Source organism: Pseudoalteromonas sp. 2CM28B (genome assembly GCF_023161935.1).
Genome location: NZ_JALNTH010000016.1, coordinates 1 through 12671, shown reverse-complemented (window position 1 = coordinate 12671; position 12671 = coordinate 1). Strand labels below are relative to the sequence as shown.

Annotated in this window: 14 protein-coding genes; 6 read left to right on the top strand and 8 right to left on the bottom strand. The window is 39.5% G+C overall.

The genetic code is table 11. From position 1 onward, the window contains the following. Window positions 1-11 precede the first annotated feature (11 nt). From MTN96_RS19465 to MTN96_RS19445, 5 genes are all read right to left on the bottom strand, one after another. Window positions 12-1472 (bottom strand): restriction endonuclease subunit S, encoded by a 1461-nt coding sequence (locus tag MTN96_RS19465; RefSeq protein WP_248532563.1) that lies wholly within the window; start codon window positions 1470-1472, stop codon window positions 12-14. After that, window positions 1469-2977, bottom strand: coding sequence for an N-6 DNA methylase (locus MTN96_RS19460; RefSeq protein ID WP_248532562.1), 1509 nt, complete (start codon window positions 2975-2977; stop codon window positions 1469-1471). The genes MTN96_RS19465 and MTN96_RS19460 overlap by 4 nt, the downstream gene beginning before the upstream one ends. A gap of 109 nt (window positions 2978-3086) precedes the next feature. Then, window positions 3087-6521 (bottom strand): type I restriction-modification system endonuclease, encoded by a 3435-nt coding sequence (hsdR, locus tag MTN96_RS19455; protein WP_248532561.1) that lies wholly within the window; start codon window positions 6519-6521, stop codon window positions 3087-3089. A gap of 143 nt (window positions 6522-6664) precedes the next feature. After that, complete coding sequence (locus MTN96_RS19450) at window positions 6665-7075, bottom strand: hypothetical protein (protein WP_248532560.1); 411 nt, start codon at window positions 7073-7075, stop codon at window positions 6665-6667. A 50-nt stretch (window positions 7076-7125) separates the two neighbouring features. After that, window positions 7126-7401: a hypothetical protein gene (locus MTN96_RS19445; RefSeq protein WP_248532559.1), complete on the bottom strand. Its 276-nt coding sequence runs from the start codon at window positions 7399-7401 to the stop codon at window positions 7126-7128. Between the two features lie 114 nt (window positions 7402-7515). Here MTN96_RS19445 and MTN96_RS19440 point away from each other — a divergent pair, with 114 nt between their 5' ends. Then, window positions 7516-7860 carry a hypothetical protein gene (locus MTN96_RS19440; RefSeq protein ID WP_188161653.1) on the top strand — a complete coding sequence of 115 codons (345 nt, stop codon included), beginning with the start codon at window positions 7516-7518 and terminating at the stop codon, window positions 7858-7860. Between the two features lie 136 nt (window positions 7861-7996). On the opposite strand, the gene MTN96_RS19435 is transcribed toward MTN96_RS19440, so the two are convergent. Further along, window positions 7997-8686 carry a transposase gene (locus MTN96_RS19435; RefSeq protein WP_188161654.1) on the bottom strand — a complete coding sequence of 230 codons (690 nt, stop codon included), beginning with the start codon at window positions 8684-8686 and terminating at the stop codon, window positions 7997-7999. Between the two features lie 183 nt (window positions 8687-8869). On the opposite strand from MTN96_RS19435, the gene MTN96_RS19430 reads away from it, so the two are divergent. Together MTN96_RS19430 and MTN96_RS19425 are read left to right on the top strand one after the other, a co-directional pair. Further along, complete coding sequence (locus tag MTN96_RS19430) at window positions 8870-9100, top strand: hypothetical protein (RefSeq protein WP_188161655.1); 231 nt, start codon at window positions 8870-8872, stop codon at window positions 9098-9100. A gap of 1 nt (window position 9101) precedes the next feature. Then, window positions 9102-9416 carry a hypothetical protein gene (locus MTN96_RS19425; protein WP_188161656.1) on the top strand — a complete coding sequence of 105 codons (315 nt, stop codon included), beginning with the start codon at window positions 9102-9104 and terminating at the stop codon, window positions 9414-9416. A gap of 106 nt (window positions 9417-9522) precedes the next feature. Here MTN96_RS19425 and MTN96_RS19420 read toward each other — a convergent pair whose 3' ends face one another. Both MTN96_RS19420 and MTN96_RS19415 read right to left on the bottom strand, forming a co-directional pair. Continuing rightward, window positions 9523-9861, bottom strand: coding sequence for a hypothetical protein (locus MTN96_RS19420; protein ID WP_188161657.1), 339 nt, complete (start codon window positions 9859-9861; stop codon window positions 9523-9525). A 434-nt stretch (window positions 9862-10295) separates the two neighbouring features. Next, window positions 10296-10916 (bottom strand): MarC family protein, encoded by a 621-nt coding sequence (locus tag MTN96_RS19415; protein ID WP_004589061.1) that lies wholly within the window; start codon window positions 10914-10916, stop codon window positions 10296-10298. Between the two features lie 94 nt (window positions 10917-11010). On the opposite strand from MTN96_RS19415, the gene MTN96_RS19410 reads away from it, so the two are divergent. The 3 genes from MTN96_RS19410 (at window position 11011) to MTN96_RS19400 (ending at window position 12410) form a co-directional block, all read left to right on the top strand. Continuing rightward, window positions 11011-11445 carry a transcriptional repressor gene (locus MTN96_RS19410; protein WP_029773280.1) on the top strand — a complete coding sequence of 145 codons (435 nt, stop codon included), beginning with the start codon at window positions 11011-11013 and terminating at the stop codon, window positions 11443-11445. Between the two features lie 72 nt (window positions 11446-11517). Continuing rightward, the gene (locus MTN96_RS19405) at window positions 11518-11985 is read left to right on the top strand and encodes a chemotaxis protein CheX (RefSeq protein WP_029773279.1); all 468 of its coding nucleotides are present in this window, start codon (window positions 11518-11520) and stop codon (window positions 11983-11985) included. Beyond that, window positions 11982-12410 carry a secondary thiamine-phosphate synthase enzyme YjbQ gene (locus tag MTN96_RS19400; RefSeq protein WP_248532558.1) on the top strand — a complete coding sequence of 143 codons (429 nt, stop codon included), beginning with the start codon at window positions 11982-11984 and terminating at the stop codon, window positions 12408-12410. Before MTN96_RS19405 ends, MTN96_RS19400 begins: the two co-directional genes overlap by 4 nt. The last annotated feature ends 261 nt before the right edge of the window (window positions 12411-12671 follow it).

The window sequence follows — 12671 nt, the reverse complement described above, 5'->3', positions numbered from 1 at the left end:
TAAGTAGTCCGTTAAGATGTTACCAATTCGCCGCGAAAGGCTTTTGCTAGTATTGATTGAATGAGTTTGTCTAATCGAGCTTTAGCGGCATTGTATTGTTTTTCTACCGTGTTTGCGTGTTCAAATAACTCTTCAACTCTCAACAATATTTCATTTTGCTCTTGCAGAGGCGGAACTGCGATAACCGTTTTCTTTAAATTGGTTAGGCTAAAAAACTGTCGTACTGTATCTGTTGTTTGTGCAGAAATTTGACTCTGTGCTACCTGACTTTGTAGAAAAAGATTAAAATATTCAGATCTGACCAATACGTTATCTACAGAAATTTTATTACAGTTTTGAGATAGAAGTGCAACTGAAATATTTTGGGGTATTATCCCAGTAACGCCAGATGAACCAACAGCTACAACAACTACATCGCCAGGGTACGCCAGACTTCTAGGTATCGAGGTTGCTTTTTCTTCTGATACAAAAACGAAGCCTCCTACACCAGCAACACCATTCTTAACATTCTGGCCTCTTAAAACAGGTACTCCAGCCTCAGTATAATCTTTCCGCCCTAATGCTGAGCCAAACGGCCCGCTGCTCATAGAATATTTGGCGGACGAGGCGACATTTTCAACATAGAAGTAGCCCCAACCAGAGTTTAATGGTTGAAGCTCTTCTTGATTAGGTAGAGCTACCTCTTTGTATTTCGCTTTCCATTTATCGTTACTAGGGAATTTATTTTTTTCTCTAAATTCACTTAATTTTATTTCTTCCCACTTTTTTCTGTCTGATAGCCTTTTTAACTCATATGCTTCAAAAGCTGATTGAATACTTTCATTTTCTTCACGCCAGTCTCTGGTGAGTTCGCCGGAGGTGGCGGCGGCGAGGACAGATTGGCGGAAGCGCTTTAATAGGGTTGGGATTTTGTCGAGGCGTGCTTGTGCCGCTTCGACTTTGGCTAATACTGAATCCAGTTTATCTGCAATGCGTTTTTGGTCGTCTAACGGTGGTAACGGAAAAGAACTTTTTTTCAAAGCTGTTTTATTGAATTTTTGTTGCGCGTTGCCTCCTGTAATCGACAAAATTAAGTCTTGTCCTTGTCGTGAACGAATGAAATATTCAATAAATTTATTTGAAGTTAATTCATTGGCTCGCACCCTAATACCATTTGGAGCTATAGTCATTGGCTTGCCTAGCTCTGGTACTAAAAAGGTTCTGCCAGGAGCACCTACATTGGCTAAGAACAAATCTCCAGCCTGTAAATCACTCTTTTTTAGAAATTCGTATGAAGCCTTAGTCACATATTTAAACGGGCCTTTAAAACCATTCGAATGATCTTTTAGCCGAAGTAAAATAGCGTAGTCTTCTTCGTCGGTTTGTGTGACGTTTTCTTTTAAACTAGCAAAGCTTCCATTTGCGACATAATCAGTATATTCCCCGATCTCATCGAATGTTTTTTCTACCCAACCTTGAGGCAACTGACTCATACAACAACCTCGTCAGTATCCTCTGCTGCATCTAGTTCAACAAGAATTGACTGTAAATCAGTAATAGCACCAGCTAACTCTTCAATCGCCTCATTGATGAGTACATCCGGCTCTGGTAATTTAGCGGCATCTTCAATGCTGTCGTCTCGTATCCAAGCTAAGTCTAATGAGTCGTCTTTGGCTGTGATTTCTTCGCGAGTGAAGCAACGCAAACGACAAGTGTCTACATTACCGATTTCACTTCCGTTTTTATGGTTATCAATAAATGCTTGGCGCTTAGCTTCATCGACTTGAGTCAAATCGCTGCCAACCGCTTCGTAAAACTCGTCAAAATGCGCTTTAGTTAAAACGGTACGCTTACCAAATTGCGGCATATTGGCACGTAAGTCATATACCCATACTTTCTTGGTATTGCCCTTATCTTTGGTAATATCCGTAGGTTTATCAAAAAATAGCACATTTGTTTTCACACCTGCGGCGTAAAAGATGCCTGTTGGTAATCTTAAAATGGTGTGCAGGTTACATTTTTCCATCAGGTCGTTGCGAATTTTACGACCTGTTGAACCTTCAAATAATACGTTGTCTGGCAACACCACTGCGGCGCGACCACCTGGCTTTAACATGCTGTGGTACATTGTGTGCAAAAACGCTAACTGTTTGTTGGATGTGTAGTGAACAAGGTCATCCCTTGTCGGTACACCACCACCTTGCTTGGTGCCAAAAGGCGGGTTAGCGAGTATTAAACTCGCTTTTGGTAATGCTTTACCTTCGTTTGATAGGGTATCGCCAAATAATACGCCAGCGTTGGTGTCATCTACCGCTAAATCATGCAACATCAAGTTCATCATTGCTAGGCGGCGAGTATCAGGCACTAGCTCCATACCGAAGAACGTACCATGTTGGTATTTGTTGTAAGCCGCCTCGTCGAGCATTTTGATGTCATTATTCTTTTCGATTTCATGATGAGCAGCAATCAAGAACCCGCCTGTCCCAGCCGTTGGGTCTACTATGACATCATCAAGGTTTGGCTTCATAAGCTCCACCATGACTTCAATCAGTACACGCGGCGTAAAATACTGGCCTGCACCGGATTTCTTCTCGCTGGCGTTAATTTCCAGCAAGCCTTCGTACATGTCGCCTAACCCTTCGTGTTTGGCTGAGTACCAATCTAGATTGTCGATTTCAGTTACCAACTTGTTCAGAGTGGCGGGTTTACGAATACAGGTAGAGGCATCAGCGAAAATGGCTTTGGTAATTAATGAGCCGTGAGAGCCTAAATGAATGAGTAGCTTCTTGTATTCTTCTAATCGCGTTGCCGCGTTAAAGTTTTCAATATCAGTCCAGCGGTAGCTTTCTGGGATATGTTCGTCTTGGCCTGTTTCTTCCACCATTTTTAAGAAGATAAGGTAAGTCAGCTCATTCAGGTATTCGTGGTATGTAACACCGTCGTCGCGCAACAAGTTACATAGGTTCCAGAGTTTATTAATTAAATCTTGTGTGCTCATTTAGTTTCTCTTGTTTAAATTCTTTGCTTTTCATTTGGGGCGGTTTAAAAACTGTGATGTTAAACCGCCAAGTCATGCATCAATAATATGATCTATAGATTATATAGGATTAGGCCGATTGCTGTTGTTCACCCTGTGACCAAATAGCCCGATTAAACTGGTTGAGTATATCGGTTACGGGTTGGTCAAATAACTTGGTGGCACGCTTGATGCCGCCCATGTTTTTAAAAATACCTTCGTTAAGGTTGCTTTCATCTACCACTACGTTGGCTTTAATTTGCCCAGCGATGGTTTCAAGCCATTCTCGTTGTGGTGTTTTCCACGGTTGGCTTGAGAGTATTTTATCTAGTGCTCTATCGACTCTTTTGTCATAAGGCTCCAATGCTTCACCAATAGCGGCTTGACGAATATGACCAATAATTCGAGCGGCGATATCTTCGTTTTTAACTTCTTTCCAAGCTTCTTTTAAATCTTGCTCTCGGAATTCGTTTTTTTCTAGTTCCAAGGCTAGCTCTTTAAGGCTATCGCGTGATAGTTCCCACGGGCGCTGAATGACGGTTTGGATTGCGACCATGCGGTTGCTGTTGGCATTCACAAAACTAGAAAAGGCTGTTAAATAATCCTCTGGTTTTTGACCGCTACCGTAACCTGTAGATGTGCCAGTGACTTCATCTTCATGAGTGGAGATCACAACGGTGTTGCCACCTCCGCCTGTGCCAGATATTTTCAAATCGAGTAGTTCGCCTAAACCAGGATGATTCACAAACCAATCGGAAACATCAGTCAACTTCATGCTTTTCAACTCTTGAGCAAACTCTTTAGGTGGCTTACCAACAATGCGCTCAAAGTCTGAGCTTTGTTGTGGTGATAGATAGTTCTTTTTGCTTTGTAACTTTGCAAGAAACTGGTCTCTTGCCAGTTGTTGCAGTTTAGGATCTGAACTGCCTGCTATTTCGGTTTCAAGCTCAGTGAAGGTGATATCTACTTTGGTAACAACAGGCTTCATGCTATTGACCTTTTCTAGCTGCTTGTAGATATCTACAGCATCGTATATGCGAAAACGCTCTTTTGATATTTCATCACAACGGCGAGTTGCGCGACCAAGCATTTGTTCAAATAAAATACGACTGTTTACTCGGCGTAAAAACACAAGATTACATATTGATGGAACGTCTACCCCTGTTGTCAATAAATCTACCGTAACAGCGATATTAGGTAGTCGATCATTTTTATAACGGCGAATTTTCTCTAATGGTTTATCTGATGCGCCTGTGATTTTTTGAATAGCATCATCTTCTATTTCACCGTGATATTCTTCACATGCGTCTTTTAACGCTTCAACAACTTCATCAGCATGTTTGTCTGTTACGCAAAAAATTAGCGATTTCTCTAATGAGTATGGGTTCAGAGAATCGCTTTCGATTAACCATTTACATACTTCTTTTGTAAATTCAGGCGCAATCACCTTACGATTAAACTGAGCAACTTCAAAGCTCAGCTCATCAGGCGTATTGATTAATTCCAATTCTTGAGTTTGAGGGTCGTATACCTGCACAGGTTCATTGATAGCGTACTTGATACCTTCGGTATTTAACTTAGTGTGAATACGAGTTGGCGGTAAATGATCAACAAGATAACCATCTATTACCGCCTCGGTATAAGTATAAGTAAATACAGGGTCACCAAAGATATCTTTTGTATGTAATGCTGGGGTAGCGGTTAATCCCACCTTAAAGGCATCAAAGTATTCGATAACCGCACGGTACTTAGACATGTAATCTTTCTGATCACGGAATTTAACTTCCGTTTCACTTAGTTCGCGATCAAGTAGATAACCCCTATGACATTCATCAACAACAATGCAGTCATACTGACCAACACCTGGTTTAGCGCCATCATCTGACGGGTACATAATCCGTTTCACTAAACCTTGTACTGTAGCAACGTGAACTTTGGTATCATCTTCTGGAATTGCTTTTGGCGCTTTTTCTGGCTCGATACCTAACACTTCGAAAGTATCGGCAAAGGTATTGAGGTTTTCCATTCGAACCTCACCAAAATCTACTGTCGCTTGAACGCCAAGCGCACTTCGATCAACTAAGAACAGAATTCGACGAAAACGTTCTGCTTTTAATAAACGATAAACTAAAGCAATACAGGTTTTTGTTTTGCCTGTGCCTGTTGCCATTGCCACCATTGCTTTGTCTTTCCCACCCTTAATGGCTCCTTCGACACTTAAAATGGCCTGTTTCTGATAGTCACGAAGTTTAAGTTCGTAATCAAAGTTCATGTCATCAAGCTCGGCATTAGCTTGTTGTGGTGTTTGACGTAGGTAGGTTTTAATTTCTTTTGGAGAATACCAGCCCTTTAATGCTTTACGGCGGTTGGTGTTATCTCGAACATCTAGAAACCAAATACCACTTTCTTGCTCAAGTTGCTTTAAATATGCGCGGCCGTTAGTGGCGAAGGTAAGTGGCACGTTGAAATCACCGTGTTGCGTAACTTCAACATCATCGGATAACTGCTCTATACCACTTGCATATCTTTTAGCTTGATCAATTGCTCCGTAGACATTCTTGGCGGTCTTTTTTGCTTCAATCACTCCAACGAGTGTCATACCTATGAAAAGCGCATAGTCTGCGGGGCCTGATTTAGTAGGCCACTCGGCAATAGCTTTATTTTTATTAGGTTCTGGGCGTGTACCTTTTGCATAGCGTAAGTTTTCAGTATCAGCTTCCCAGCCTGCATCAACCAACTGTTGATCGATAACAACGCGGGTTTCTGCTTCATCCATTTCAAAAGGAGATTTTTCAATACGCTTAAGTTCAGCTGCTTGTTCTTCTTTAGGCTTAGCTTGGAAGGATTTAATAAATTCTTGGTTCGCAGCTTCTGCGGCTGATTTATATTTCGCAGCTTCTTTGTCACTTTCAATTGCTAGCTGTTCCCACAAAGCTTTGTCTGCGGCCATCTTCTCAGCACGTTCATGTTCGGCTTTCGCTTTTTCAGACTCTATGTGACTGAGTTCTTCAGCCGTTTTAATACGTTCAGAGCTTCGTTGCGATTCTGTTTTAAGTTGCTCTACTTGTTCTTCGAGTTGTCGGACATACTCAGATGGGTCTTGTGGTTTTACAAATTTTTTAATTTTAAAACCTTTAGCAGCGGAACCACCAAAAGTGATGTGAAACCACATTGCCAAAGCATGGCCAACCATTAATGACTTTAGTGCGTCTCGGTGGCTACTACTGGTAAATTCATGACTGGCGGTATTACCAAGTTTGCGAATAGTGTGGAAAGCATCTCGAACATTATCGTCGAGGCGAAGGCTATAATCTAGATCACGAAGTAGGTCTACTTGCTTGATATTACTTCCAGATTCGACACCGATGCGGGCAGCAATGGATTGGGCGATAGCTTCACCGAGTTGGCGCATGTTGAACAGCGTTGTATTAGGAAAAGGACTAAAGTTGCGCTCAGCTGACTCAGCTAAATTAAATAGCCAGTAATCGTGCTTTTTCAAGAATTCGAAATTGCTTGTGCTCTCCATAGTTTAATCCCTTTTGCTATTCTTATGCCCTATTGAGTCGATCTGAAAACTTAGTCCATTTATCAAAAAGATAATAACTGATAGTTATAAAAATGTCTTTAAAACAGAGATTAAAAAAGCGACTCATTATGAGTCGCCAATAGTTATACTTCTGTACTTTTAACAATACTATTCCAACGCCATGAAGCAGCCTCAAAGTAGTCATCTGGTGGTAACAAAAAGTATTTTTCAAATTCGTTAGCCCAAAGTTGGCAAAAGCTTTCTATTTCTTCGATGTAGAAAATTAAAATCCCAAACATTAAATCACCGTATTCGATATATTGACTGTGAACATTTAGATGGTCACCAACCATAGTTTTAGAAATTGATATTCCGGTTATCTTACCCACAGCATCTCTGTGAATATATAAATATCTGGAATAGTCTAAAATTAGTGGTTCACCATCTGCACTGATGACATTCGCAAGCCATAAGCTTGTTGAAATTGTCTCAAATGGTGCTTTTGATGCTCTGGTTAATTGCTTAACGAATTTGATTTGTTGATTTTGGCTCATTTTTATCTCCAGTTTTGAACTCGGAGATAAAAAGGCTCCAACTGAGGAAATTATTGATCTTTAGAGAAGTTAAGCTCTAATTGTTTCTGATCTTCAGTCCATAAACTTCCTTTGTGATCACAAATACTTGTTAGGATTGCTCTGACTATTGGTAACTCCTCACTTTCAACACCTGCACCTATGTATTTCACCAAAAGTACATCTATATATTGGTTTTTATCGGTCAATTTCAATTCGCAAATTTCATCATGAAAATCCATAAACTTGTGACTTAAGTCTTCAAACAGTCCGGCGACAACTGCTGCATTTATTTGCGTATTATTCATAGTAGTTATTCCTTATTAAGTTAATTTCAAACTTAAAAAGGCGTACTTAAGGAAAATTTTCATAGTGTGTAGCTAATTAGTTTTGAGTTCATAAAAACTAATATGGAGAACACTATGAATATTGAATCGAATGATAATGTTGTTGAGCTTTTTAGTAGCCCTCCACCAATTTGTCAGGATGAGGACTTTCTGACATTTTTAGAAAACGGTGAGGATTACATAATTTATGTGCGTAACTACACCGCCTCGCAAGAAGTAATTCTAATAAGCAATAGTGTGATGAATAGGTTGCCTGTTGAGCATCGTCCAATGACCAATGTGCTTTTTGCTTGCAACTTTCACGTACTCAAACAATTTGAGTCAGAGATTCGTCAATATATTCTTCTAGAGTCAAACTCGTTAAGCCTCTTTTACCATTTCTTTGGATGCGGCTTAAAAGACTTCTGGAAGACAATATAAAACTGAGCCAGCATTATTTGCTGGCTTTCTTTATATCGAAAAATATCCCACTCATGAATCTATTTAATAATAGCTATCGTTGGAACGACGAATATTTATATCCGAACTAATGAAGTAGCATACCCACCCGCCTGTATTAATCTAGCGGGTTTTCTATTATCGCTAAGAGCTGGCTCAAATTTATTCCTAAATTAGCGAATGAGAGTAAAATTCTATCTTGCTGCACATATTTTTCAAAGCGACTGATATGCACAACTCTTTGTTCAATAGACCATTTTTTAAACTTCTTAGCGTCGATATTTGCATAGAGTAGATTGATTGCTTTTTTATTGAATTGGTCAGTCAGCTCTTCTTTAACTGCTGCATAAATAGTTTCAAGATTAAAGAACTCTTCGTGCTTGATATGATTTAACATTATTAATAGAAGTTGTTTTTCACTTTTGTGTTTAGTCGTTTGATAACTGAGATTGGTGGTTGTTTCGATTGAGAAAAGCTCACATGCATCATTCCTATTCATTCTAGAATCAATTATATGGCTTTTAACTATTTCTCGACGCCGCTCAGTCGTAAATACCTCTTTGAACCACCTTTTAGATGCTTCCAGCATTTTCCTACTCGACTTAAGCTCTTTCTTCAAAGCCCGATTTTCTTGCTCCAAAGCGATAAATGATTCGATCTGCAACAGATTCATACCACCATACTTTCTTTTCCAACTGTGAAATGTCGCTTCAGGAACTTGATTAGCCCCGCAATATTGAGAAATCGAAGTATCTTTTACACAATTTAAGTGATGATGTATTTGCGTTGGTGAATAATGCTTACCCATTTACTCTATTTTATAACTTTCAATATAGGTTATATTTTCACATAAAAATAAGTTAACTCAATAAAAATAAGCTATTAAACGACACGTATTTCTATTTTTGTAAAAGCGCAACAGTTGCTGTGTTTGTTTCTGCTTATTAGACACATCATTAGAGCAGTTTTAGACATTAGAGTAATTGCAGTAATGAAAATGACATTAGTTGAAATGCTTGAGAGGCAATTTCAAAGTTCGCATATATCAACAGACACCATCGCTTCTCAGTTCTTTAATATTAAAAGAAAAACGTTAAAAAATTATATATCAAACAATAAGATAACAGGCGAATTTGCAGAGCAGTTAATCGCTGGAACAGTCTCTGTAAGCACGCTTGCTAAATATATTGAAGATTCAAGAGTTAACGAGAAGAGTATGTAATATGAATAAAGTGACCTCGATCGAAATGTCTGAAATGAGTCATTTCTCCAACCATTTGCTAACCATGTCTTTGTTCTCAATGTTTAATGCAACCTTGGTTCCATTTGCTGATGTTGCAAGAGAAATATTTGGCTGGCAACACAAAAAGACAGCTGAGTCGAAAATAGAAGAACTGATGGCCGAGGGTCTGATATTTGTGCAATTTGAGTTAACCGAAAATAAGAAGAAGCACTTTGTTTTGGTAGAGGATCTAGCCAAATTTATTATGTCTAAACGAACTGTGACTATATCATCGCTTGAAAAAATGCCACCGTGAAATAAGGTCTAAGTGTATCAAGGGGTATCTTCAGGTTTAATTGATTTCAACCAATTAAGCCTGAAGTAAGTATGTCATTAAGGGTTGCAATACTTATCGTGTAAATTTATAGCTTAATAGTGCGTATCCCGTCTACTTTTTGAGTACCAGGACCGCCATTTCCATAAGAAGAGATATCTGCATATATAATTTCTCCTGTAATTTCTTTACCAGAGTGAATAATGCTGACTGAACATTCTTTATACCCTTCAGAATAAAAATACATTGATATAAGGTTTTTTGGTGCTTCAAGCACTTTTTCCATGCTAGAGCAATTATCCGCTACCTTTACAACAGTTACATTATATTTTTGTTTTGCCGTTTGTGATGGGGTTACTAGCTCCGTTGAAACCGCTGAGAAACTCATAAAAGAGATTATTGAAGCCACCGTTATTATTTTTTTCATTCCATTAATCCATATTGTGTATATTTAGGAAATATCGAATTTTAATGAAAATCACATGAAGTACAACAGGTTATAAATATAAAACTAGAGTCCTTTATAATCGTAATAGTTATTTAGAGTTTTGTGTGAGTATTTCGCAATCGAAAACTGACCACTTGCAAAAATGGAATTTTTAAGCAAAATGAGGAATGAAACATCCCCAGTGATGGGGGGTCATATAGGGGAACTTTTTATTAACGCTTCCTGTAAGGCTGATATTTAAAGAGTTCTAGGCGAGCACAATCCCAATCAAGCATGGGTGCAACAGAAAAACGTCTGTTTAACGTTGGATTATCTAATGTGCGTTTTTGCAATGTAAAAGCCTCGGGGATTATAAGTAAATACGCCCATAAAAAGGCGCTGTATTTTACACAAAAGCCTAATTAGCATCAATGTTAGCTGTATATTTGTAAACCAAAATAATGCGCGATACCGTTGAGTATATTTGTAACTGCCACAGAGCTTAAAATTAACCCCATGATTCTACTTATAATACTTGCGCCACTGTCGCCTATTAATTTATGCACATGATTTGCGAGTAACAACAGCACAAGCACAACAACTAATACAACCAACATCATCGACGATGTAGTAACTTGCTCAACCCACGTGTATTCTTCGTTACGGGTCATCAGTACTGCGCCAAGCATGGCGCCTGGGCTTGCTATAGAGGGAATGGCTAGCGGAAAAATAGCGGTTTCTGTGCTGTCGCGCACACTTTTAATCTCAGACTCGGGCTTACTTTCACCAAAAATCATTGAAAGCGCAAAAATAAGCAGGACTATGCCCCCCGCTATTTGAAACGCCGACAGCGGTATTTCTATTGCATTTAATAGCTGCTCACCGGCAATAACAAAAAAGAGTAAAACCACAGCGGATACACCCACGGCTTTAAAAACAACTTTTCGTTTAAACTTTTCATCTTCCCCACGTGTCACAGCAATAAATACAGGCACTGTACCTATAGGGTCTATCACCGCAAAAAAGAAAATAAATATAGCTACCAGTTCATGCATTAATGGGGTTCCTAGATAAAAAGTGTTTAATAAAAACGCTGCAAGTACAACACAGTATGTTAGTATATCACGGTAGCGTAAGGATAAGAGAATGATGAATATAGAATCACTCGTAAGTAAAGCAAAACAAGTTTGTGACAACCGTGGTGCGCGTTTTACGCCTATCCGCGAAAAAGTATTTCGCCTATTAGCTAGCGCCCAAGGCGGCGTTGGGGCGTACGATTTACTTGAACAATTAAAAGTAACAGAAACAGGCGCAAAACCTGCAACAATTTACCGTGCGCTAGACTTTTTATCAGAGCTGGGCTTTATTCACAAAATAGAAAGCACCAATGCATTTATGCTTTGCCATCACTTTGATCATATTCATCCTGTGCAGCTATTAATTTGTGACAGTTGTGGCTTTGTAAAAGAGCTGCACTCTACGGTTATTTCTCACGAGCTAAACAACTTAGCAGCAGAAAGCGGCTTTGTTGTATCAGGGCAAACTATTGAAGCACACGGTAAGTGTGAGTCTTGTAGAAGCTAAACCCAAAGTTTGTTTTAAAGCTATACTCATATTTAGATAGCCACTTTAGCACCAATTTTAAGAGTACCTAACATGAATGTTGAGTTCATTAATCCATTTTTATCTTCTTTGATCAATGTGTTATCTACAATGGCACAAACCGAGTTAAAACCAGGTAAGCCGCGTATAAAAACAGACGAAGTCGCCTGTGGCGATGTATCTGGTTTAATTGGCATGGTGGGCGCGCAAACTCGTGGCTCATTTTCAATTACCTTTGATGAAAACTTAGCTCTGACCATCATGGAACGCATGCTTGGTGAGCGCCCTGACAACATAGACGATGAAGTAACTGATATGGTTGGGGAAATTACTAATATGGTTACCGGTGGAGCTAAAAACTTACTCGGCGAAAAAGGCTATGACTTTGATATGGCTACGCCAATTGTAGTTGCAGGTAAAGGCCACACCATCACACATAAAAGTAAGGGCAAAAAAATAATCATGCCATTTAGCTGTGATGCAGGCGATGCAAATATAGAAGTTAGCTTTGATAAGTTATGAGCTGGCAACAAACTCAAATAACTTTAAAACCGCGCGCTCGAGGATTTCATTTAATTGATGATGAAATACTCGCGCAGCTGAGCGAGCTGGCTAATTATAAAGTTGGCCTATTACATTTGTTTATTCAGCACACATCGGCAAGTTTAACCATAAACGAAAACGCCGATCCTACAGTGCGCATGGATATGGAAAGCCACTTTAACCATTTCGTTCCTGAGCGCCAGCCTTACTATCGTCACGATTACGAAGGTGATGATGATATGCCAGCCCATATAAAAACCAATACGTTAGGGTGTGAATTAAGTATTCCTATAAGCAATGGGCGCTTAGCGCTAGGTACATGGCAAGGTATTTACTTAGGTGAGCATCGCGACGCTGGCGGTGCAAGACGTATTATAGCGACCTTGCAAGGCGAAACCTTTTAACCTTGTATTGACCTCCCCTCCCTAGCTTTTACCCACGCCACTTCGCATTATTTAAAACCCTTTATATCGCGCGGCGGCATGCGGCCACTCGTGCGTTTAATATTTATAAATAATTTTCGTAGGTATTAATCAGATCAAAATATTGTTTTAAAGAAGTGTTTATTTTAGTGAGATATTTAGAGAGATTGGAGCGGCACACGAGGCTCGAACTCGTGACCTCGACCTTGGCAAGGTCGCGCTCTACCAACTGAGCTAGTGCCG